At 71.7% G+C, this 21,913-nt stretch carries 18 protein-coding genes; 11 read left to right on the forward strand and 7 right to left on the reverse strand.

The window, feature by feature from the left end:
- Nucleotides 1-52 precede the first annotated feature (52 nt).
- Genes NE234_RS00270 through NE234_RS00325 form a run of 11 tightly spaced genes read left to right on the forward strand, consistent with a single transcriptional unit; the run spans nt 53 to nt 12,887 of the window.
- Nucleotides 53-1,420, forward strand: a complete 1,368-nt coding sequence (locus NE234_RS00270; RefSeq protein WP_252775648.1) for a radical SAM/SPASM domain-containing protein — start codon at nt 53-55, stop codon at nt 1,418-1,420.
- Complete coding sequence (locus NE234_RS00275; protein WP_252775650.1) at nt 1,417-1,998, forward strand: flavoprotein; 582 nt, start codon at nt 1,417-1,419, stop codon at nt 1,996-1,998. The genes NE234_RS00270 and NE234_RS00275 overlap by 4 nt, the downstream gene beginning before the upstream one ends.
- Nucleotides 1,995-3,281 carry an MFS transporter gene (locus tag NE234_RS00280; RefSeq protein ID WP_252775653.1) on the forward strand — a complete coding sequence of 429 codons (1,287 nt, stop codon included), beginning with the start codon at nt 1,995-1,997 and terminating at the stop codon, nt 3,279-3,281. Before NE234_RS00275 ends, NE234_RS00280 begins: the two co-directional genes overlap by 4 nt.
- Nucleotides 3,282-3,306: 25 nt before the next feature.
- Nucleotides 3,307-3,489 carry an aroma-sacti cluster domain-containing protein gene (locus NE234_RS00285; RefSeq protein WP_252775655.1) on the forward strand — a complete coding sequence of 61 codons (183 nt, stop codon included), beginning with the start codon at nt 3,307-3,309 and terminating at the stop codon, nt 3,487-3,489.
- 54 nt (nt 3,490-3,543) lie between these two features.
- Entirely contained in the window at nt 3,544-6,615 is a 3,072-nt protein-coding gene (locus tag NE234_RS00295; protein ID WP_305886649.1) for an adenylate/guanylate cyclase domain-containing protein, read from the forward strand.
- Nucleotides 6,612-7,523, forward strand: a complete 912-nt coding sequence (locus NE234_RS00300; protein ID WP_252775658.1) for a S8 family serine peptidase — start codon at nt 6,612-6,614, stop codon at nt 7,521-7,523. The genes NE234_RS00295 and NE234_RS00300 overlap by 4 nt, the downstream gene beginning before the upstream one ends.
- The gene (locus tag NE234_RS00305; RefSeq protein ID WP_252775660.1) at nt 7,462-8,136 is read left to right on the forward strand and encodes a GAF domain-containing protein; all 675 of its coding nucleotides are present in this window, start codon (nt 7,462-7,464) and stop codon (nt 8,134-8,136) included. Before NE234_RS00300 ends, NE234_RS00305 begins: the two co-directional genes overlap by 62 nt.
- Nucleotides 8,133-9,104, forward strand: coding sequence for an ATP-grasp domain-containing protein (locus tag NE234_RS00310; protein ID WP_252775661.1), 972 nt, complete (start codon nt 8,133-8,135; stop codon nt 9,102-9,104). Before NE234_RS00305 ends, NE234_RS00310 begins: the two co-directional genes overlap by 4 nt.
- Before the next feature lie 50 nt (nt 9,105-9,154).
- The gene (locus NE234_RS00315) at nt 9,155-10,546 is read left to right on the forward strand and encodes a YcaO-like family protein (protein ID WP_252775663.1); all 1,392 of its coding nucleotides are present in this window, start codon (nt 9,155-9,157) and stop codon (nt 10,544-10,546) included.
- 5 nt (nt 10,547-10,551) lie between these two features.
- The gene (locus NE234_RS00320) at nt 10,552-11,091 is read left to right on the forward strand and encodes a TOMM precursor leader peptide-binding protein (RefSeq protein WP_252775665.1); all 540 of its coding nucleotides are present in this window, start codon (nt 10,552-10,554) and stop codon (nt 11,089-11,091) included.
- Nucleotides 11,088-12,887 carry a hypothetical protein gene (locus NE234_RS00325; protein ID WP_252775666.1) on the forward strand — a complete coding sequence of 600 codons (1,800 nt, stop codon included), beginning with the start codon at nt 11,088-11,090 and terminating at the stop codon, nt 12,885-12,887. The genes NE234_RS00320 and NE234_RS00325 overlap by 4 nt, the downstream gene beginning before the upstream one ends.
- 67 nt (nt 12,888-12,954) lie before the next feature.
- Here NE234_RS00325 and NE234_RS00330 read toward each other — a convergent pair whose 3' ends face one another.
- The 7 genes from NE234_RS00330 to NE234_RS00360 all read right to left on the reverse strand — a co-directional run bounded on the left by NE234_RS00330 (nt 12,955) and on the right by NE234_RS00360 (nt 21,880).
- On the reverse strand, nt 12,955-13,842 hold the full coding sequence (locus NE234_RS00330) for a ParB/RepB/Spo0J family partition protein (protein ID WP_252775668.1): 888 nt from the start codon (nt 13,840-13,842) through the stop codon (nt 12,955-12,957).
- 271 nt (nt 13,843-14,113) lie between these two features.
- Nucleotides 14,114-14,749 (reverse strand): response regulator transcription factor, encoded by a 636-nt coding sequence (locus tag NE234_RS00335; RefSeq protein ID WP_252775670.1) that lies wholly within the window; start codon nt 14,747-14,749, stop codon nt 14,114-14,116.
- 215 nt (nt 14,750-14,964) lie between these two features.
- A complete protein-coding gene (locus NE234_RS00340) occupies nt 14,965-15,711 on the reverse strand; it encodes a PadR family transcriptional regulator (protein ID WP_252775672.1) in 747 nt (248 codons plus the stop codon).
- Between the two features lie 30 nt (nt 15,712-15,741).
- On the reverse strand, nt 15,742-16,548 hold the full coding sequence (locus tag NE234_RS00345) for a DUF4097 family beta strand repeat-containing protein (protein ID WP_252775674.1): 807 nt from the start codon (nt 16,546-16,548) through the stop codon (nt 15,742-15,744).
- A 132-nt stretch (nt 16,549-16,680) separates the two neighbouring features.
- Complete coding sequence (locus NE234_RS00350; protein ID WP_252775676.1) at nt 16,681-16,860, reverse strand: DUF6104 family protein; 180 nt, start codon at nt 16,858-16,860, stop codon at nt 16,681-16,683.
- A 92-nt stretch (nt 16,861-16,952) separates the two neighbouring features.
- A complete protein-coding gene (locus tag NE234_RS00355) occupies nt 16,953-20,636 on the reverse strand; it encodes a multifunctional oxoglutarate decarboxylase/oxoglutarate dehydrogenase thiamine pyrophosphate-binding subunit/dihydrolipoyllysine-residue succinyltransferase subunit (protein WP_252775678.1) in 3,684 nt (1,227 codons plus the stop codon).
- 200 nt (nt 20,637-20,836) lie between these two features.
- Nucleotides 20,837-21,880, reverse strand: a complete 1,044-nt coding sequence (locus NE234_RS00360; protein ID WP_252775680.1) for a serpin family protein — start codon at nt 21,878-21,880, stop codon at nt 20,837-20,839.
- Between the last annotated feature and the right edge of the window lie 33 nt (nt 21,881-21,913).

Below are 21,913 nucleotides of genomic sequence, written 5' to 3' on the forward strand. Positions count from 1 at the left end.
CCGGCCCGCCATTTCCGGCGGGCCGGGAGAACAAACGCTGTGAGGTGAAGCTATGGGGGAGAAGGTCAGCCGCTATGTGGTCGTCAGCGACCACGTCTACGGTGACGACGAAGGACTCCGGGTCTCGATTGTTTACGCCACACGGACCGCGAAGGCGCTGTTCGTCGTGCCGCGGATCGCCGACGCCGTAAGGGCGGGCGACCTCGGCGCCGTCCCGCCGGCCACGCTCGCCCAGCTGAGGCAGGCGCAGGCCGTGGTGCCGGACGGGGAGGACGAGCTCGAGGCGATCCTGGAGCGCAACCGGACGGCCGCCCTCGACACCTCGGCGGCGAGCTTCATCCTGCTGCCCACGTCGTACTGCAACATGGGCTGCACGTACTGCGGGCAGGAGCATGTGCGCGGGCGGCTGACCGCCGACCATCGCGATCGGGTCCGCGCTCGGGTGCTGCGTGCCCTGCGGCTGCCGGCGACCCGGCGGTTGAACGTGGACTGGTTCGGCGCCGAACCGATGATGGGATACGCCGTCATCCGCGACCTCGCTCCGGATTTCGTGCGCGCCGCCGCTGAAAAGGGCGTCGATTACACGTCCGCCATGGTGACCAACGGCTCCCTGCTGACCTCCAGGAACCTGGACGTCCTCATCAGGGAATGCGGGATATCGACGTTCTTCCTCACGATCGACGGCCCGCCCGAGGTACACGACGTTCACCGGCCGATGAAGAGCGGTCGCGGATCGTTCTGGAAGATCATCCGCACCGTCCGCGCGGCGCTCGACAACGACGACTACAGGCACGTGACGTTCGACTTCCGCACCAACGTCGACGTGCACAACCAGGACGCCATTCACCGGTACATCGAGCTGATGGCCGAGTTGGGATTCGCCCGCCCGAACGTCAACTTCAGCCTCGCCCGCGTGCGCCCCTGGGGGAACGACGTCTCGGCCATCGAACTGGCCGGAAAAGAGTACGCCGAACGCGAGCTCCCCTGGCTGGCGGCCATGCAGGAACACGGCCTGCCGTTCTCGCGGCTGCCCACGCTCGCCAAAAAGATCACCTGTCCGGCGGTTAAGCGGACGGCGGAGCTGATCGGCGGCAATGGGAACATCTTCTCCTGCACGGACCACCCCCTCGTGCCCGAGGCGGAACGGACCAGTGCGCTCGCGCACATCGCCCAGGCCGACCTGCCGGACATCCGGCCCAAGGGCGAGTTCGACGACTGGAACGACGAGATCGCGCAGGGCAGGTCCTGGTGCAAGGACTGCGTCTTCCTGCCCACCTGCGGGGGCTTCTGCCCCAAGGCCTGGCACGAGGGCAATCCGCCGTGCCCCAGTTACCGGCACAACGTTCAGGGACGGCTCGACCTCATCGCCGGGCGGCTCGGCCTGCGGCCGGTCCCGGCGGATGGCCTGATGCCGCTGTGAAGAGCTACTTCAACCTTCTCCTGGGCGCCAGCGGCGCGGCCAACGTGATCAACCTGCCCGGTTACCTGATCGCGCTGCGGCGGTTGCCGCGAGTCCGGGTGCACGTGGTCATGACGGCCACCGCGGCACGGCTGCTGCCGATCGAGACCGTACGGCTGGTGAGCGACGCGGCGTACGGCGAGGGGGAGGGCAATCTCGATCCCGGCCACGCGCGGCTGGCGGCCTGGGCGGACCGGTTCATCGTGCTGCCGGCGACCGCGCACACGCTGGCGCAGGTCGCACACGGTTTCGCCGGGAACCTGCTGACCGCGACGCTGCTGGCGCACCAGGGCTCGGCGATCTTCTTCCCCAGCATGAACGCGGAGATGTGGCGGAAGCCGAGCGTGCAGCGGAACGTCGCCCAGCTGCGGGCGGACGGGTACCACGTCGCCGACCCGGTGATGGCGCCGGCGTGGGAGATCGCCAGCGAGTCCGTCCGTACCGGGCCGGGGCTGCCGTCGCCGGCGCAGGTCGCCGGGATCGTCGAAGAGATCATCACGCCGCACCTGACCGCCGTGGCCGACGAGGAGGCACGGTGAGCCGGACACTGATCGCCGCGATCAAGTCGCCGCTGACCACGGGCCCCATGGCCGTCCGGGGGTTCCCCCGGCTGATCGCCGGGCAGTTCACCTCCAGCCTCGGGGACCTGTGCTCGGCGATCGCGCTGCCGTGGCTGATGCTGTCCGTCTCCGGCGGGCCCGTCCTGCTCGGCTCCGTGCTGGCCTGCTACGGGATCAGCCGGGCCGTGGCGACACCCATCGGCGGCGTCCTCACCGACCGGTACGGCGCGCGCCCGATCATGCTGTCGACGGATCTCGTCCGGTGCGCGCTGACCGCGCTGCTCGGCGTGCTGGCCTACGCCGTCACCCCGTCGTTCGCGTGGCTGGCCCCCATCGCGCTCGTGCTCGGCGCCTGCGGCGGGCTCTTCGTACCGGCCTCCTTCGTGCTGTTGCCGTCGTTCCTGCCGGACGCGGACCTGACCGCCGGGAACTCGATGTCCTCGGCCGCCACCCGGCTCGGCAGCCTGCTCGGGCCGGCCCTCGGCGGCATCCTGATCTCCGCGTTCGGCCCCGGCCCCGCGCTGTTCGTGGACGCCGCGACCTACCTGGTCTCCGCGGCCACGCTGTACGCGCTCGCGGTGCCGAAGGCGGTCACCGGGCAGGACCGGGAGGAGGAGAAGGCGGTGACACTCCGGGCGGTCCTGTTCCGCGGCCGGTTCCTGCAGATCGTGCTCGTCACGGCGGCCGTCGGGAACCTCGTGTACACCGGGGTCTCGGAGGTGGCGCTGCCCGCGCTCGCGCACCGCGACTTCGGCGCCGGCGGGTACGGCACGATGCTCGCCGGGCTCAGCGCCGGCCTGATCGCCGGGTCGCTGCTGGCCCGCCTGGAATGGCAGGGGCTGCGGTCGGCGTACCTCCTGGCGATCCTGGCGGTCGTCATGAGCCTGTCCGTGGCGCTGGTGCCCTTCACCGGCGGGCTGGCCGGAGCGACCGTGTGCATCACCGCCTTCTCCGTCGCCAACGGCTGGTCCGGGATCGTCCTCATGACGATGTTGCAGCTCTGGGCCCCGCGGCACCTGCTGGCCCGCGTGATGAGCGTCATGCTGCTGGCGATGTCCGGCACGTTCCCGATCTCGGCCGCGCTGTCCGGCTGGGCGGTGGACCGGCTCGGGGTGAGCGTGCTGTTCCCCGTCGCGGGCTGCGCCATCGGCGTCGCGATCCTGTGGGCCGTCGCCCACCCCACCTTCCGGAACGTCAATCCGGGCGACCGGTACACCGAAGAGCCGGAGCCGGTGGCCGGTTCCGCCGAGCCGGTCGGTTAGAGCGAGCAGAGAGGGGGAGAGGCGAATGGCATTCGACGCGCTGTCGGCCCTGCGGGAGAGCGGTCACTGGGTGGACCTGCTCTCGGCGGACCAGAGACGGGTCCTGGCCGAGCTCACCGAGGACGAGGTGAGGCTGCTCAACAGGATCAAGCACCGGCTCGACGAAGCGGCCCCGGACGTCCAGGGCCAGGAACTCAAGTTGCTGTGACGAAAGCGAGCCTCGGTGTCCGACCACACGGCGTGCCGCGCCTGCGGTGCCAGATTGTCCGAAGGCCATCGGTTCTGCCCGTTCTGCGGCGTCGTGGTGGAGGTGACGGAACCGGGCCCGGACGTCCGCAAGAGCGTCGCCGTGCTGTTCATCGACCTCGTGGACTCCACGGTCCTGGGTGAACGGTTCGACCCGGAGCTGTTGCACGGCGTCCTCCGGCGCTACTACGGCGTGTGCGGTGACGCCGTCACCGCGCACGGCGGCGTGATCGAGAAGTTCATCGGCGACGCGGTCATGGCCGTGTTCGGCCTGCCGGTCAGCCATGAGGACGACGCCCTCCGGGCGGCGCAGGCCGCGAGGTCGATCGTCGAGGCGGTTCCCCGCCTCGCCGCCGCGTTGCAGTTCCCCGGCCTCGGGCTGAACGTCCACTGCGGAGTCGCCTCGGGAGAGGTGGCGGTGATCAGCGGCCCGGGCGTCGACCTGCGGATCGTCGGCGACACCGTCAACACCGCCGCACGGCTGCAGAGCGCGGCGCCACCGGGCGAGATCCTGATCAACGCGGAGGCCGCGCACCTCGTCCGCGGCCGCATCGGCCTGGAGGAGCTGGGGCCGCTGTCCCTGAAGGGCAAGGCCGAACCGGCACGGGTCTGGCGGGTCACGACCGCGGCTCCCGAACAGGCTCTCGTCCGGGCCCCGCTGATCGGGCGTTCGGCGGAACTGGCGAGCCTGACGGCCTGCTACCGGCAGGCCGTGGCCGACCGGGAGTGCCGCCACGTCCAGGTGGTCGGCGAGCCCGGCATCGGCAAGACCCGGCTCGTCCAGGAGTTCCTCGCCCGGATCCCGCCCGATGAGGCCCTCGTGCTGACCGGCTCCTGCCAGCCGTACGGCCGGGACATCACGTTCCATCCGCTGCAGTCCATGCTGCGCGACTCGCTGCCCGGCGGCCTGCCATCCGTCGAACGGCTCCTGAGTGAGGACGAACGGGCCCGGCGGACGCTGTCGGCCGTCGCCGGCGAGGATCCGGGACGGCTCCCGGCCGGTGTCGAGGAGATCCGCTGGGCCGTCGTCCGGCTGTTCACCGCGCTCGCGGAGCGCCGGCCGCTGATCCTGGTCTGGGAGGAACTGCAGTGGGCCGAGCCCATGCTCGCCGCCCTCATCGAGAACCTCAGCGGCGAACTGACCGGCCTGCCCATCCTGGTCGTCCGCGTGGCACGGGACGAGCCACCGTCGAGCACCGGGCGGACGATCCGGCTGGGGCCCCTCGATCCGGCCGACACGTCGACACTGGTGGGCGCGCTCTCGTCCGGCCTCGCCGAGGTGACCGCCCAGCAGGAGCGGCCGGCGATGGCCGGGATCGCCGAGCGCAGCGGAGGGAACCCGCTGTTCGCCACGATGCTGATCGGCGCCCTCGCGGACGGCGACCCGGCGATGGCCGCGTACGGCGACCCGGGCACGCTCGCGGACGGCGACCCGGCCGCCCCGGAGCTTCCGCCCACGATCTCGGCGCTGCTGCGCGCGCGGATCGACGCCCTTCCCGCCGCCGAGAAACGCACGCTGCAGTGGGCCGCCGCCTGCGGCCGCGACTTCGACCTCGACCAGCTCCGCGCGCTCGGCGGTGAGGACGGGGCGCCCGAGGGCGACGTGGCCCGCCCGCTCGCCGGCCTGACGCGGCGCGGCCTCGTCCACCGGCTCCCGTCGGGCCGGCTGCAGTGCGCGCAGGTGCTGATCCGCGACACGTGCTACGGAATGACGGCGAAGACGCTGCGGGCACGGTGGCACGCGCTGCTGTCGGACCGGGCGGGCCCGCCCGGCGAGGCCATGTACCACGCGGAGCGGAGCGCGCTGCTCTACCGCGACGTCGGCCCGGACGACCCGCGGCTGGCCGCGCTCTCCGACCGCGCGGTACGGCTGCTCGTCGCGGAGGGGACGACGGCGCTGCACCGGCGCGACACCGGGGCCTCCCGGTCGCTGTTCGAACGGGCGCTGCGCCTGCTGACCGGGCACGGTCGCCGGTACGCGGACGTGACCATCCGCCTGAGCGAGGTGCTGCTGGCGCGCGGAGACGGCGAGGGAGCGCTGCGCGTCCTGGACGAGGGCGCCCGGCGCGTCGACGCGGCGCATCGGATCACGGTGGGCTTGCAACGCGACATCGTCGGCTTCCGCCTGGGACGTACCGGCTTCGACACCGCACGGACGAGCCTGGACCGCTACGAGGCCGGCCTGCGCGACCGGCCGGACGACCACCTGAACTGGTGCCTGCTCCACCAGTTCCGCGGCTTCGTCGAGCTCAGCGCGGACCGGGTGGGCAGGGCGGAGGCGGCGTTCCGCGACGCCCTCGACCGGGCGCGGCGGCTGGACGAGCCCTGGATCGCGGATCGGCTGTCGAGCGCCCTGTGCGAGCTCGTCCAGTGGTCCCCGACCACGGTCGCCGAGGGACTGGCGCTGTGCGACGAGCTGTGCCGACGGTTCGCCGCCGACCGGCTCCTCCTCATCCCCGTCCTGACCACGCGCGCCCGCCTGCTCGCCCTCGCCGGGGACGTCGCCGGTGCGCGCGCGACGCTGGCGTCCGCGCGGGAGGACGCCTCGGCGATGCACGCGGCCCTGCCCGAGATCGCGATCAACCAGTCGGAGGCGGTGCTGCTGTCGCTGCTCGGCGAGCACACCGCCGCCGGCGGCCGGTTCGCCGAGGCGGCCGGGATGCTGCGCGGCCAGGGCCATCTCCAGCCCGCGCTGACGCTCGAGGTCTACGCGGCGCGGGAGATGCTGCGCGCCGGCCGCGAGGAGGCGGCCGCCCGTGCCATCGCCGAGCTGGAGGAGAACGAGCTGGTCGCCCGGGCGCGGATCTGGCTGCGGCTGCTGCGCGCCCGCCTCGCCTGCGCGGCCGGCCGCGCCGGTGAGGGGTTCCACCGGGCCCGCTGGGCGCTCGACGCGCTGGAGACCGACGATCCGTGCCTACGCGGCGACGCGTGGTTCGAGTACGCGGTCATCTCGCGTGCGGCGGGCCGGACGGACGAGGCGGCGTGGGCCGTCGCCGAGGCCGAGACCTGCTACACCGCGAAGGGCGCGGACCTCCCCGCCGGCGCGGCGCGACGGTGGGCCGCGGCGACGACGGGCGGTGAGGCATGACGCATCCCTGGCATCGGCCGGCCACCGAGCACTTCCCGGGCGTCCCCGCCTGGGGGGTGCCGACCTCACAGGTGCCGCTCCAGACCCTGCCCGTCGTCCACCTGGAGAACGTCACCCCCGAATGGGCGTGGGGCGGCGCCGACGGCGGCGGCGTGCGGGTCTGCATCGTCGACAGCGGGGTCGACGGCGCCCACCCGCAGGTGGCTCCGGTGGATGAGGCGATGACCGTGGTCTTCGACGAGAACGGCGATCCGAGCATCGTGCCGACCGAGCCCGTGGACACGGCCGGGCACGGCACCGCGTGCGCGGGCATCGTACGGTCGATGGCGCCCGGCGTGTCACTGTCGTCGATGCGGGTGCTGACCGACTCGATCGCCGGGACCGGCCGGGCGCTGCTGGCGGGCCTGGAGTGGGCGATCGACGCCGGGTTCGACGTCATCAACCTGAGCCTGGCGACGCGGAAACCGGAGTTCGTCCCGGCGCTCCACGACCTGGCCGACCGGGCGTACTTCCGGCGCTCGGTGCTGGTGGTCTCGGCGCACAACATGCCGGTCCGCAGCTTCCCGTGGCCGTTCGCCTCGGTCGTCTCGGTGGCCAGCCACGACCAGGGCGACCCCTTCCTGCACTACTACAACCCGTCTCCGCCCGTGGAGTTCTACGCCAACGGGGTCGGCGTCCCGGTGGCGTGGCCGGGAGGCGGGCGGACCCGGAGCTCCGGCAACAGCTTCGCCGCCCCCCACATCACCGGGCTGTGCGCGCTGATCCTGAGCAAGCACCGCTGGCTCACGCCGTTCCAGCTCAGGTCGGTGCTCTACCAGACCGCCAAGAACGTCATCGGAGTCGACCATGCCGCTGCAGAACTACTCGCTCCCGGACACCCGCACGGACCAGACCGCGTCGCTCACTGAACGGCAGCTCCTGTACTCGGTGGTGGAGATCGCCCGCAACGTCTTCGGCGCGGCGGCGTCGTCGATCTTCCTGATCGACGACGACACCGGGGAGCTCGTCTTCGAGGCGGTCGCGGGGGAGGGCGACGCCCACCTGCCGGGGACCCGCTTCCCCGCCGGGACCGGCATCGCCGGGTGGGTCGCGACGAGCGGCCAGCCGATGTACGTCGACGACCTGTCCGGCAGCACGCGGTTCGCCAGGGACGCGGCGGCCTCGACCGGGTACGTGCCGGACAAGCTCATGGCCGCCCCGCTGATCCGCGGCGAGGACTGCATCGGAGTGCTGGAGGTCCTCGACGCCTCCCAGACCTCCCGCAGTGAGCTGACCGACCTGGACCTGCTCGGGCTCCTCGCCATCCAGGCCGCCATCAGCCTGGAGATCTTCATCCGCGCGCACCGGCGCCCGACCGTCCCCCGCCAGGCCGGCCCCCACCCGGCCGGCGACGACCCGTACCTGCTGGTGGCCCGGATCGGAGACGGGCTGAGCACGGCGGACCCGGCCGCGGTGACGCTGGCGACCACCCTGCTGAAGGCCGCCGCCGACATCGTCGCCGGTGGGCGGCCGACCGCGTGATCCCCGGCGAGGAGAGCGTCGTCTTCTTCACACGGACGGCCGACGCGGAGGTGTCGGAGCTGGAACGGCTCCTCGCCCTGCTCGGCGTCCCCTCCCTGCGGATCGACGCCGACGTCCTCGGACCGATCCAGGTCGAGCCGACCACCCCGGCGACCATCCGGATCGGCGGCCGGGCCGTCCGCCCCACGGCGAGCTGGACGCGCAGATTCTGGGCCTCCGCCATGCCGCCGGCGCGTACCCCGGTCGACGTGCTGCGCCGGGACAGCTGGCTCGCCCTCGCCGCCCAGCTCGCCGGATCGGCCCCGGCCGCACTGCCCGGCCCGCGCATGGGACTCCTGGAGCAGCTGACGGACGCCGCCGCGAGCGGCGTGGGCGTCCCGGCGACCGTCGTCGGCACGGGCCTGGCCGAAGCCGCCGACCTGCTGCCCGGCGACCGGCTGATCGTCAAGGTACTGGACGCGCACTTCGTCGAGTCGGCGCCGGGCACACTGCACGGCTTCCTTCCGTGCGTCCTGCCGCGCGCGGAGGTCGCCGGGCTCGCCACGACCTCACGGACCCCGCTCGTCGTCCAGGGGTACGTGCCGCACACGGCCGAGTACCGCGTCTACGCCATGTGCGGTGAGCTGATCACTTTCGAGGTGCGCAAGCCCGCGCCGGACGCGATCTGGCGGGATCCGGACGCGGTCGCCGTCCGCGCCGTCGACGCCCCGGCGGACGTGGCCGCGGCCGTCGCCGGCCTCGCCGAACGCTGGTCCCTCGGCTACGGCGCGTTCGACGTGCTCGCGACCGAGGACGGTGCCGTGTTCCTGGAGGTGAACGCCGACGGCGACTGGCGATGGTACGAGGCCAAGGCCGGTGTCCGGACGGTCAGCCGGGCGCTCGCGCTGATGCTCCGCGACCTGCACATCGCCTGCGGCGGCGCGGTCATGCGGTCCGGGTTCGACCTGCTGACGGTGATGGCCGGTTGACCGGGTTCGACGGGTTCAAAGGGTTCGACGGGTTCGATGGGGAGGCGCGTGTGGGACAGGGGTCCGCACTTCTGGACCTGGCCGGGCCGTACGGCGCGGTCGGCCGGCCGCGACGGGTCAACACCTACGGCTGGATGCCGAACGAGTGCGTGCTGTACACGGCGTCCACGGGCAACCCGTCGGCCGTGACCGGGCCGTTCCGGGCCGACGCGCGCGTCGGCCACGGCACCGGCAGGGCGTACGGCGACGCGGACCGGGCGCGGCTGCTCGCGGTGGCCGAGGCACTGGAGCGGTACTCGGGCCTCGTGGCCCCCGAACGCGGCGTGGTCGTGGCCTCGGCCGCCGAGCTGGGCGACGACGCGCTGGACCTGGACCTCATCGCGCGGTGTTCGCCCCGGGAGCTGCGCAGGTCCGGCTGCCCGGTCCACGCCCCCGACAGGACCCGGCCGATCCGCTGGACCGAGGCCGTGAACCTGCGCACGGGCCGGCCGGTGCTCGTCCCGGCCGTGCTGGTGTTCCTCACGTTCCCCGAGCTGGCGGCCGAGAACTTCTGGATCCCCATCTCCACCGGCTGCGCCGTCCACCGCACCGTCGAGGCGGCCATGGTCAACGCGCTGTGCGAGTTGATCGAACGCGACGCCCTCGCGCTGACCTGGCTGCTGCGGCGGCCCCTCCCACGGCTGGCGGAGGACCGCCTGCCGGACTCGGCGCGGTCCATCCTCGCCTGGTGCGCCGACCACGGCATCGAGTCCTTCCTGTACGACGCCACCACCGATGTCGGGGTGCCGGTCGTGTACTGCCTGCAGACCGCCGAGCACACGTCCCGCACCGGTCAGCTCGTGGGCGCGGCCTGCGGGTTCGACGGCGCCTCGCTGACCGAGCACGCCCTGCTGGAGGCCATGGGGCTGCGGCTGGGGATCGAGAGCCGGCCGGCGCCGCCCCGCCGGTACGCCGACCACCGGGTGGTGGACGACGGGGCGGCCGTGATGGCCGCGCGGGCCCGCCGGGAGGCCTTCGGGTTCCTGCGCGGCGACCTCCCGCCGTCCCGTCCGGCCGGTGACCTCTCGGTGTCCCACCCGGCCGGTGAGCGGCCGGCGTCCCACCCGGCCGGCGCCCTCCCGGCGTCTGGTCCGGCCGGTGGGCTCTCGGCGTTCCATTCGGTCGGCGGCGATCCGGGCTCGGACCGGGCGCGCCTGGAGTTCCTGTTGCGGCGGCTCGCGGAGCTGGACATGACGGTGCTGATGGTCGATCTGACAACGCGCGAACTGCGGGACAGCGGCCACGTCGCCGTCCGGGTGATCGTGCCCGAGCTGCAGCCGATGTCGGCCCGCCCGCTGGTGCAGTACCGCGCCCACCCCAGGCTCCGCACCGCCGCCGAGCGGATGGGTCTGCCGCCCCTGCCCGAACGGCGCCTCAATCCCTATCCGCAACCGATGGCGTGAGGTCCATGGACGACGACACCGCGACGGACGTACGGATCACGGCCGACGGCGACTTCGGCGCCGCGTTCGCCGAGCACCTGCGCGGCCTCCTCGCCTCGGCCGGGGGGCCGGTGCGCGCGGGGACGCCGCGGATCGACGTCCGGGCCTCCTGGCGGGACGTGCCGAGCGAGTTCGCCGCGTTCGGGGCCGCGGAGCGTCCCGCGCCCTGGCTGCCGGTCGCGGTGGCCCATCCGTACATCCGCGTCGGCCCGCTGTTCGTGTCCGGCCGGGCTCCCTGCCACACCTGCTTCCGCGCTCGGACACGGCAGCACGAGGACCCCGTGGAGGAGGAGATCAGACAGCGGCTCGCCGCGGATCCGGGGCTCGGAGTGCGCGGGTTTCTGCCGCACCAGTCCATGATCGCCGCTGGTCTGGCGCTGGCGTTGCTGCAGGGTGAGGAGAGGGGAACGGTCGCCGTGATCGACTGCCGTACCGACGAGGTGGCCACCTGGCGCGTGACACCCGCCGAACAGTGCCCCGGCTGCGACGACGGGACGGACCGATGAGCCGCTACCCGCGCCGCAGGGAGGGGCTGGCGTTCGTCCCGACCGACGACGGCTACATCGTGGACGGCGGGCCACGGCGGGAGCACCTGACCGGCCGGCTGGCGCGCGAGGCGCTGCCCGTGCTGTTCGGCCTGATGGACGGCACCAGGACCGTCGAGCAGATCGGAGACACGCTCGGCGTGCCCGTCGACCCGATCGTGGACCTGCTCGTGGAACGCGACCTCGTGCGGTACGAGGCGGCGCCGGACCCCCACCCGTCGTGGATCTTCCTGCAGCGGTCCCTGCCCGCCTCCCGGGCGGAAGGCGTGTGGCGGCGGCTGCGGGCCGCACGCGTCACCGTCATCGGCGACGGTCCAGTGGCCGAGCTGCTCGCCGCGTTGCTCCGCCAGTCCGGCGTTGGGACCGTCGACCGCTCCGGCGGCCCAGCGGACCTGACCGTCGCGGTGGTGAGCGGCACCGAGACGCCCGCCGTCCCGCCGACCGGGGCCTTCCTGCCGGTACGGACGGACTCGGCCGCTCTCCCGATCGGCGGGATCGACCGCGATCCGGCCCGGGCGGCCGTCACAGCGGGGATCGCCGCCGGAATCGCCCTGCGCCGCCTCGCCGGGTACCGGCCGGCCGGGATCACGGAGGAGACGGAGACCGCCGAGGACATGGCGGCCGCCGAGGGCAGGGTGGCGGCCGCGGACCTGGAGCCCGCCACGGGGATGGGAGCCACCGCGCGGTCGGGATCCGCTGCGGTCAGGGGAGCCGCGGTAGGCACGGGAGCCGTCGAGGGGACGGGAGCCGTCGCGGGGTTGGGAGCCGGAGCGGGCACAGGAGCGGCGGCGGGTACGGGAGCGGCCGCGCGGTCGGGATTCGCCGTGGGGTTGGAGGCGGCCGGGGAAATGGTGCCTGCCGTGCGTCCGGCGCCCCCCGCCAAGTGGTATCTGACCGAACGCCGCGTCCCCCTGCGGCGCAGCCCGCATCCGCTCGTTCGGACGATGTCCTGGATACTGGCCGGCCGGCGGCTCGCGCCGGCGGCCGCGCCGCGCGCCGCCGTCCGGACGTACCTGGTGGGCGACCTCACCGGCGGCGGGCACCGGGCCTACGCCGTCGACCTGGCCGCGGGCGCCTTGGTCGAACTGCCGGGAACGGTGAAGCCGGGCGGTGACGTCGTCACCGTGGTGCTGACCGGTGACCGCACGTGGCCGCAGGGCACGGTCGGCGAGCGGCTGCTCCACGGCGACACGGGTCTGCTGATCGCGCAGCTCGCCGATGACGCCCGGTCCGCCGGCTGGAGCGTCCGGACGCGCGACGCCGACGGCCGTGCGGAGGCGCTCGATCTCGATCCGGACCGGGAGCGCGTGATCGCCGTCCTCGACCTCGCCCCGGTCCGCCGGGTCGCACGCCCGTCCCGGCGCCGGCGGCGTCCGCCGGGCCATCGCTTCGGCGATCCGGCCCGCGACATGAGCCGCCTGATGAGGCTCGCCGGCCTCGGCCTCGCCCGCGCGGACGAGATCTGCCCCGATGGGCGGGTGCGGTACGCCTGCCGTCCGCGCGGTGCGCTCGGGTGGGTCGGCGAATATCTGGACGATCGAGGGCTCGCGGCCGCGGCGGTGCTGCTGTTCACCGGCGAAGCGGACGCCCGCCTCGTGACCAAGGCCGCGGTGGCGGCGGGGACGGTCCGCCTCCTGGCGGCGAGCGCGGGGATCGGGGCCGGGCTCGTCGCCGGCCTCGCCGACCACGACCCGCACGTGCTCTACGGCTGCGTGCTCGCAGACCCGGGGCGGATCCCCAGGGCCGTCGTTCGATGAGGCGGCGCCGGCCACGGTGATGGGCGCCGGTGCCGCACGCCGCGGGCGCTCGGCCTGACGCGCCCGCTCAGCGTCCGGCGGACGGCGCGGCGGGAAGGCGGACGTCACCTCCGCCGTCACGGTAGAGGGAGTTCGGCATGGCCATCGCCTGCTGCAGGAACGCGGAGATGATGCGTGCTCCCGCGCGGTCCTGCGTGAGGTTCTTGGCGCGCGCCCACGCCCGGAGCAGCTCCAGGTCCGCGATGCTCAGGGTGACGATGATCTGTTTCACCGAGCCGGGCCGGTGCCCGTCGCCCGTGGGTTTCTCGTCTTCGGTGGAGTTCATGGCCTCGGCCGCGCGTGTCTTAAAGTAGTCCGCCTGCTGCGCGTTCGACATCTCGGCCACCGCGGCGGCGATCCGGCGCAGTTGCGCGTCGTCGACCTTCTTCGCTCCGTAATGGTCCTCGATTCTGAGCGCCGCGCGAAGGTCGATGTCGCCGCTTCGGACGAGTTCCTTCAGGGCCGGCCTCAGGCGGTCGAACTTGACGTAGCGCCGAACCCTGCCGTAGGGAAGTCCGAACCGTTCCGCGACCGCCTTGATGGACCCGTACTTGTGGTAGAGCCTGGTGCAGGCGTCGATCAGGTCCAGGGTGTTGAGATCGCGGCGTATGAGGTTCTCGCTGATGGAGAGGGCGCTGGCGACATCCTTGTCCGGCCTCTCTTCGATGATCGCCGCCGCGATCTCCGTGGCGCCGAGCCTCCGCATCGCCAGCCAGCGTCTCTGGCCGGCCAGGATCTCGTAGTATCCCGCTCTGTCCTCCAGCGGAGCGATGATGATGGGTTCCAACTGGCCGTGTACGCGAATGCTGTCCACCAGTTCACCGATGTCCTGTTCGACATCGCGGGTTCGCGCCTGCTGTTCGCCGATGACAAGTCTGTCCAGATTAATATTTTCAACCCTGTTGAAAAGCACCATATCGGCCCCTCCGTCTGCGCATCGCCCACCTATGCGCCTCCCATGAACCAATGGTCGATCCGGACGTCAGAGGCGTCCGGATCAGAATCGACGACGCGCTATCAGCCTGGCCTGGCCGTCGACTCGAATGACATGCCGCTAACAGGGGCGACCATGTCCGAAATTATGAGTGCCGGGAGTCGGCGGCGGTAGGTCATATAAACACCTCAGCGACGACCTCGCGGTGCTCCACAGGGCTGTGGTGCCCGCGCCACAGCCCTGTGGTCTCGACTCACCAGACCGCCATGCGCGGCGACATCTCGCGCTCCATCGCCGCGCGGGCGAGTTCGGCCTTGTTGCCGACGCCGAGTTTGGCCCGGATTCGTTCGACGTAGGTGTCCACGGTCGACTTGCGGACGCCGAGTTGGGTGGCGATCTGGCTGTGGGTGAGACCACGCGCGAGCATGCGCAGGGTCTGGTCCTCGCGGGGAGACAGGCGCGGTCGGCCGGCGTCCGAAGTGACCATCAGCGTGTGGGCCACGTCGGCGATTTCGTCGCAGAGCAGGAATCCGCCGCCCGCGACGATGCGCAGACCGGCGATAAGTACCGAGGTATCGCAGCGTTTGGTGAGATATCCACTCGCGCCGGCGCGTATCGCCGCTACCACGTCCGGCGGTCTCGCCGACGTGGACATGATGAGAACGCGGGTAGCGGCGAGCTTGGCCACCGCGTCGATCGCGGGAATCTCACCGTCGAGGTAGGGGTCGAAAACCACGACGTCGACCTGGAGTCCTTCGACGAGCAATCGTTGCAGGTCCTCCACGTCGGCCACTGACGCCACTACGGCCATGTCGGCGACCGATTCTAAGGCGTGTTCGATCCCGCAGCGGGCGATCGGGTGGGCATCAATGACCGCGACATGAATCAAAGTGGCCCCCGGCGGAGGTCGGCCGATGATCTGTGCCCCACAAATGTGGTGTTATTTAGTGCATCAACACAGTATCTGGAAAAATAGCGCTAATCCAGAAGCATTCGGACAATCCCCAGCCAGGTGACGTTCCGTTCTAAATCAGTGACCGATCGGCATCGGTCCACTGCGGCGATACCACGGCGATGACAGAGGATGCCGGTTCGGCGCGGCCGTTACCGAGGGCGCCCGTCCTCCGGAACGCCTTGGTCCTTACCGAGGATCTCCGTGCGCAGCCGCGTCGACGTCTCGGCGAGAAGGGCGCGGGCCGCGGCCACCTGTTCCTCGTCGACGCCGTCCCGGGTCGCGGCACGGACCTCGTCGACGAACCTACGCAGCGCCCGGTCGAGTTTGACGCGGGTCGCGTCCTCGCTACTGCCCGTCGCGGTGGCCCAGGCGTCGTCCCAGGTGTGCCGCCACTCCTCCTGCAGGGTGCGCTTGTGCTCCTTCCAGTGCGCCTTCTGCCGCTGCCACTCGTCCTTCTGCCGCCGGGTCGTCTCCTTGAGGTTCTGCGCCGCACCCGCCGGGCCCTGCCGGCGCATCTCACGGGCGGCCTGGGTGAGCTCCTCGCGCAGTGACCGTACGGTGTCGCGGACGTCCTCCTGGACCTCGCGGGCGATGTCGCGTACGGACTCGGTGAGCTCTTCCTCCAACTCCGCGAGCTCGTCCATCCGGCGTTCGAGCTCGTCGCGGCCCGCGTCGGTCAGGCGGTAGACCTTCTTGCCCTGCACCACCTCGTGGGTGACCAGGCCCTCCTCCTCCAGCCGGGCCAGGCGCGGGTAGATCGTGCCGGGGGAGGGGGAGTAGACGCCCAGGAAACGGTCCTGGAGCAGCCGGATGACCTCATACCCGTGCCGAGGACTCTCCTCGAGCAGCTTCAGCAGGTACAACCGCAACCGGCCATGCCCGAAAACTGGACTCATCGTTCGCTCACCCTCACAGTCGATCGCCGATCACGTCAGTTCCTCCGGGGCCGGTCGGCTGAGCAAGGTGACGGCACCGGAGACCGAGTTCACCGTGAGGGACGCGTCGCCGTCGCCGAGCGTACCGCTGACGTACCGGCCCACCGGACGCTCCTGCCGGGTCAGCTCGGGGAAGGCGGCGTCCACCCTGCCGGTCATGGAGTTCAGCGTCACCTTGGCGGAGGTCGACTCGGGCAGCCGAATGGTGACCTCGCCGGAGACGGTGCTCACCTGGGTGTGGCCGCCGGCACGCAGGTCGACGTCGGTGGTGACCTTCCCGGCGACCGAGTGGGCGGTCAGCCGGTCGAGGCTGCCGCCGGCGAGCGCCAGGTTCCCGGAGACGGACTTGAAGGTCACCGAGCCCGCGAGGCCCTGCGCCTCGATGTCGCCAGCGGCGGTGTTCGCGTCGATGGCCCCGGTGACCCCGTCGAGGGTGACATCACCCGAGGCGGCCTTGACGGACACCCGGCCGGCGAGGCCGGTGACGATCGCGTTCGCGGTGACGACGTTCAGGGTGACCGGGCAGTCGGGTGGAACGGTGATCGTCACGTTGACCCGGCCGCGGGTGTTCTGCAGCCACTTGAGGACACCGTCCCAGCCGCCGCTCTTGTGGTTGACGGTCAGCATCCCGGCCTCGTGGACCACCTCGAGGGGCTGGCCGGAGATCTCGGAGACCTGGAGGGTGGGCCGTTCGTCGCTCGGGAGGATCGAGACGGTCCCGGCCACGATGTTGGCCTTGAGCGCCACCACGCCGTCGAAGTCGAGTTTTGTCGGCTCATCAACCGTCCAGCGCGCCACGGCACGATCCCCTTCCGTCGGGAGGCTTCGCTGTAACACGATATGTCGCGTTACGCGAAAGTCAAGATGTATCGCGTCACACCACCGTGAGCTCCGTACGACGCGGCGAGCCGTCGGCCGCCGAGGAACGGATCAGTCGTCGTCCTCGTCGCCCAGCCGGGCCAGCCAGGTGGCGAGTCGCTCGACCGGGGTCTCGAACTCGGGGTTCAGATCGACGAACTCACGCAGCCGATCGGCCAGCCAGACGAAGGACACCTCCTCCTCGCCGCGGCGGTCGGCCAGTTCCTCGATCCCCCGATCCGTGAAGTACATGGCAATCGTTCTCTTTCGCTGTCATCTCGCGCCTGGAGCGGAACGGCGCTCCACACGTGACCGTGCGGAGCGCCGTACGCCGGATGCGGCCGTTACTCGCTGAAGACCGCGGCCACCAGGCCCTGCTGCTCCAAGGCGTGGATCTTGGCGGACCCGACGGCGGGCGAGGAGCTCGCCTGGCGGGACACCCGCTTGAGCTCCCGGCCCTCCAGGTGCGGCGGCAGCTTCAGCGCCATGAAGGGCCACGCCCCCATGTTGGCGGGCTCGTCCTGCGCCCAGACCAGCTCGGCGTCGGCCGGGTACTTGGCCAGCTCCGCCTTGATCTCGTCCACGGGCAGCGGGTAGAGCCGCTCGACGCGGACCAGCGCGATCGAGGTGTCGCCGGACTTCTCCCGGGCGGCGGCCAGGTCGTAGTACAGCTTGCCGGTCGTGAGCACGACGCGGCGGACCTGCCCGAGCTGCTTCGGGTCGCCGATCACCGGCTGGAAGGAGCCGGAGGTGAAGTCGGCCGTGGCCGACGTCGCGGCCTTCAGCCGGAGCATCGACTTCGGGGTGAAGACGATGAGCGGCTTCTCCCGCGGCGACAGGGCCTGCCAGCGCAGCAGGTGGAAGTAGTTCGCCGGGGTCGTCGGCTGCGCGACCGTCATGTTGTCCCCGGCGCAGGTCTGCAGGTACCGCTCGATGCGCGCCGACGAGTGGTCCGGGCCCTGGCCTTCGTACCCGTGCGGCAGCAGCAGGACGACGCTGGAGCGCTGGCCCCACTTCTGCTCACCGGAGGAGATGTACTCGTCCAGGATCGACTGCGCTCCGTTGGCGAAGTCGCCGAACTGCGCCTCCCAGCAGACCAGCGCGTCCGGGCGGGTCATCGAGTAGCCGTACTCGAAGCCCATCGCGGCGTACTCGCTGAGCAGCGAGTCGTGCACGTAGAACTTCGAGGTGCCCGAGCCGAACTGCTTGAGCGGGGTGTGCTCCTCGCCCGTCTTGCGGTCGAAGAGCACGGCGTGCCGCTGGCCGAACGTGCCGCGCCGGCTGTCCTGGCCCACGAGGCGCACCGGGCGGCCGTCGATCAGCAGCGAGCCGAACGCGAACATCTCACCGGTCGCCCAGTCGATCGCGTCCTCTTCCACCATCTGCGCGCGCTTGGCCAGCAACGGCTGGACGCGCGGGTGCGGCGTGAAGCCCTCCGGCAGGTTGAGCTGCGTGTCCACGATCCGCTTGATCGTCTCGTCGGAGACGGCCGTGGCGACGCCCGCGTGGTCGAGCGGGATGCGCTCGACGTCGGGCTTGGTGAAGCCCGCGGGCGGCTGCTGCTTGGTGGCCTCGCGGGTCTCGCTGAACGCCCGCTCCAGCTGCTGCTGGTAGTCGCGCAGCGCCTGCTCGGCCTCCTCGACGGTGATGTCGCCGCGGCCGATCAGCGCCTCGGTGTAGAGCTTGCGGACGGACCGCTTGGCGTCGATGAGGTCGTACATCAGCGGCTGCGTGAACGACGGGTTGTCACTCTCGTTGTGACCCCGCCGCCGGTAGCAGATCATGTCGATGACGACGTCCTTGTTGAACGCCTGGCGGTACTCGAACGCGAGCCGGGCCACGCGCGCGCACTGCTCGGGGTCGTCCCCGTTGACGTGGAAGATCGGCGCCTGGATCATCCGGGCCACGTCGGTGGCGTACACGCTGGAGCGGGAGTACTCGGGCGCGGTCGTGAAGCCGACCTGGTTGTTCACGATGATGTGCACGGTGCCGCCGGTGCGGTAGCCGCGCAGCTGCGAGAGGTTGAGGGTCTCGGCCACGACGCCCTGGCCGGCGAAGGCCGCGTCGCCGTGGATGAGGATCGGCATCACGGTGAAGCCGCCCTCGCCGACGTCGCGCAGGTCCTGCTTGGCGCGGACGACGCCCTCGGCGACCGGGTCGACCGTCTCCAGGTGGCTCGGGTTGGCCACCAGCGAGGTGCGGATCTTCGAGCCGTCACGGGCGATGAAGTCGCCGTCGGCGCCGAGGTGGTACTTCACGTCGCCGGAGCCCTGGGCGCTGCGCGGGTCGAGGTTGCCCTCGAACTCGCCGAAGATCTGGCCGTAGGACTTGCCGACGATGTTGGCGAGGACGTTGAGGCGGCCGCGGTGGGCCATGCCGATGACGACCTCGTCGAGGTGGTCCTGCGCCGCCGCGGTGATCACCGAGTCGAGCAGCGGGATCAGCGACTCGCCGCCTTCGAGGGAGAAGCGCTTCTGCCCGACGAACTTCGTCTGCAGGAAGGTCTCGAACGCCTCGGCGGTGTTGAGCCGGCCGAGGATGTGCAGCTGCTCCTCGCGGTCCGGCTTGTCGTGGGGGACCTCGACCTTGGACTGGATCCAGGCCCGCTCGTCGGGGTCCTGGATGTGCATGTACTCGATGCCGACGGTGCGGCAGTAGGAGTTGCGCAGGACGCCGAGGATGTCGCGGAGCTTCATCGTCGGCTTGCCGCCGAAGCCGCCGGTGGCGAACTCCCGCTCCAGGTCCCACAGGGTGAGGCCGTGCTTCAGGACGTCGAGGTCGGGGTGCCGGCGCTGGGTGTACTCCAGCGGGTCGGTGTCGGCCATGAGGTGGCCGCGTACCCGGTAGGCGTGGATCAGCTCGTGCACCCGGGCGACCTTGGCGACGTCGTCCTCGTGCGTGGCGCTGATGTCCTGCACCCAGCGGACCGGCTCGTACGGGATCCGCAGCGCCTCGAAGATCTCGTCGTAGAACTCGTCCTCGCCGAGCAGCAGCCGGTGGACCATCCGCAGGAAGTCGCCCGACTGGGCGCCCTGGATGATGCGGTGGTCGTACGTCGAGGTCAGCGTCATGACCTTGCTGATGCCGAGCCGGGCGAGCGCCTCCTCGGAGGTGCCGGCGTACTCGGCGGGGTACTCCATCGCGCCGACGCCGATGATCGAGCCCTGGCCGGGCATGAGCCGCGGCACGGAGTGGACGGTGCCGATCGTGCCCGGGTTGGTCAGGCTGATCGTCGTCCCGGCGTAGTCGTCGATCGTCAGCTTGTTGCCCCGCGCCTTGCGCACGAGCTCTTCGTACGCCGCCCAGAACTGGCGGAAGTCCAGCGTCTCGGCGGCCTTGATGTTCGGCACGACGAGCTGCCGCTGCCCGTCGTCCTTCTTCAGGTCGATGGCGAGGCCGAAGTTGACGTGCTCCGGCTTGATCAGCATCGGCTTGCCGTCGACCTCGGCGTACGAGGCGTTCATCTCCGGCATCGCCTGCAGCGCCCGGACGATGGCGTAGCCGATCAGGTGGGTGAAGGAGACCTTGCCGCCACGGCCGCGCTTGAGGTGGTTGTTGATGACGATGCGGTTGTCGATCAGCAGCTTGGCCGGGACCGCGCGCACGCTCGTCGCGGTCGGCACGGCCAGGCTGGCCTCCATGTTGGTGACCGTGCGGGCGGCGACGCCGCGCAGCCGCACCTCTTCGGCGCCGGCGGGCGCCTGGGGAGCGGGGGCGGGCTTCTTCGCGGGCGCGGCCTCGGCGGGCCTGGCGGGCGCCGCGGGCTTGGCCGCGGCCGCGGGGGCGGGGGTCTGCTTCGGAGTGGGAGCCGTCGGCGGAGTCGTCGGAGGCGCGGCCGCGCCGTCGGCGCCGGCGGGCGCCTTGGCCGGGCGGTCCGGCTGGTAGTCGGCGAAGAAGTTCCACCAGGCTCGGTCAACCGAGTTGGGGTCTTCCAGGTACTTTTGGTAAAGCTCGTCGACCAGCCACTCGTTGGGACCGAAGTCGGGAGTGTTCAGGTCGGCGGAGGATCGCGACGACTGGGTCGACACGGCGGCGATCGCCCTCTTCCGCGGCTCGCAGGTGGATCAGTAACCTTGTCAAGGCTACCGGCCCTGCGGGCCCGGCGGGGCAAAGCCCGGAACGCTCTGGTAGGTCGTCAGTGATCTCCGGCAAAGCAATTGGTGTGCTTTGAGCGAAATCAGGGTATGGCTAATCGATTAAGCTACTTCGTATGTGACCTTGATCTCATTCACAGGTCGGTGATCCGCGCGGCGAAGTAGACCGCCTCGGTCCCGGGGTGGCGCACCAGCACGAGGAACGGCCGGTCGACCCGGAACTCCACGGCGCGCACGGGGGTGAAGGCCGCGAGCGTCATCACGGCGGCCGTCGCGGCCGCCCCCTCGAAGCCCCTCTCGTCCACCTCCAGCACGGCCTTGTGCTCGATCCGGTCGAGGTGGACCGGCTCCTCGGCCAGCCCGGACAGGTCGGCGTCCTCGGTGAAGGCGGTCCCGGCGCCCAGCGCCCGCAGGGCCTCGCCCAGGCTCACCCGGCCCTCGACCCGGAACCGGGGAAGGGACAGCGCCACGCTCATCTGCCGTGCCGAGCCGCGCAGCCGCCGGAGGAGGTCCGGGCCCGGTGGCGTACCGGCGGGGTCCTTCGGCCCGACGAGCACCTCGACCGCCAGACCGCCCTCGGCGGCCGGGGCGGCCATCCGCCAGCCGCCGGCCTCGGCGTACGCCATCCGCCCGGTCCGCCGCATCATCGGCACCCGGCGTCGTCCGCCCGCGCCGTGGAAGGGTTCGGGCCGGGTGTCCCGCCCGGCGAACGGGCTCCGCCAGGCCGCCTTCAGATACAGGGCGTTGGCGAGGACGGCGGCGGTACGCCGGCCCACCGAGCCGGGCGGCAGCAGGTCCCGGATGAGGTCTTCGGTGACCTTCTCCACCTCGGTGTTGATCGCCCGGCGCGCGGCGTCCGGATCCCCGGCGAAGTCGGCGACCCGGAACGCGGCCCCCGGGAGGTCCGCGAGCGCCCGCCGGTAGGCGTCCTTGACGGTCAGCCCCGGACGGGCCCACAGGATGTTGGCCACGTGGATCTCGGCGTCGCCGAGCGCGGCCGACTCGGCGAGCCGGAGCCGCTCCGGCGGCCCTCCGAGCACCCGCGTGAGCTCCGCCAGGGTCGGGCCGCGCGCGCCGGCGGCGACCAGCGCGAGCGCCGACGCCACGGAGTACGGCGACCACACGAGGTTCGCCTCCGGCGGCAGGTGGTCGTGCAGCCGCATCATGAAGTCGTCCACGGTGCGCACCTCCCTCTCGATCCAAAGTAATGA

The organism is Actinoallomurus rhizosphaericola (genome assembly GCF_024055675.1).
Classification (GTDB): domain Bacteria; phylum Actinomycetota; class Actinomycetes; order Streptosporangiales; family Streptosporangiaceae; genus Actinoallomurus; species Actinoallomurus soli.

Coding starts and splice junctions, on each gene's coding strand:
- NE234_RS00270 (WP_252775648.1), top strand. CDS start 53: ATGGGGGAGAAGGTCAGCCGCTATGTGGTCGTCAGCGACCACGTCTAC.
- NE234_RS00305 (WP_252775660.1), top strand. CDS start 7,462: ATGCCGCTGCAGAACTACTCGCTCCCGGACACCCGCACGGACCAGACC.
- NE234_RS00325 (WP_252775666.1), top strand. CDS start 11,088: ATGAGCCGCTACCCGCGCCGCAGGGAGGGGCTGGCGTTCGTCCCGACC.
- NE234_RS00300 (WP_252775658.1), top strand. CDS start 6,612: ATGACGCATCCCTGGCATCGGCCGGCCACCGAGCACTTCCCGGGCGTC.
- NE234_RS00320 (WP_252775665.1), top strand. CDS start 10,552: ATGGACGACGACACCGCGACGGACGTACGGATCACGGCCGACGGCGAC.
- NE234_RS00340 (WP_252775672.1), bottom strand. CDS start 15,711: ATGAGTCCAGTTTTCGGGCATGGCCGGTTGCGGTTGTACCTGCTGAAG.
- NE234_RS00285 (WP_252775655.1), top strand. CDS start 3,307: ATGGCATTCGACGCGCTGTCGGCCCTGCGGGAGAGCGGTCACTGGGTG.
- NE234_RS00350 (WP_252775676.1), bottom strand. CDS start 16,860: ATGTACTTCACGGATCGGGGGATCGAGGAACTGGCCGACCGCCGCGGC.
- NE234_RS00330 (WP_252775668.1), bottom strand. CDS start 13,842: ATGGTGCTTTTCAACAGGGTTGAAAATATTAATCTGGACAGACTTGTC.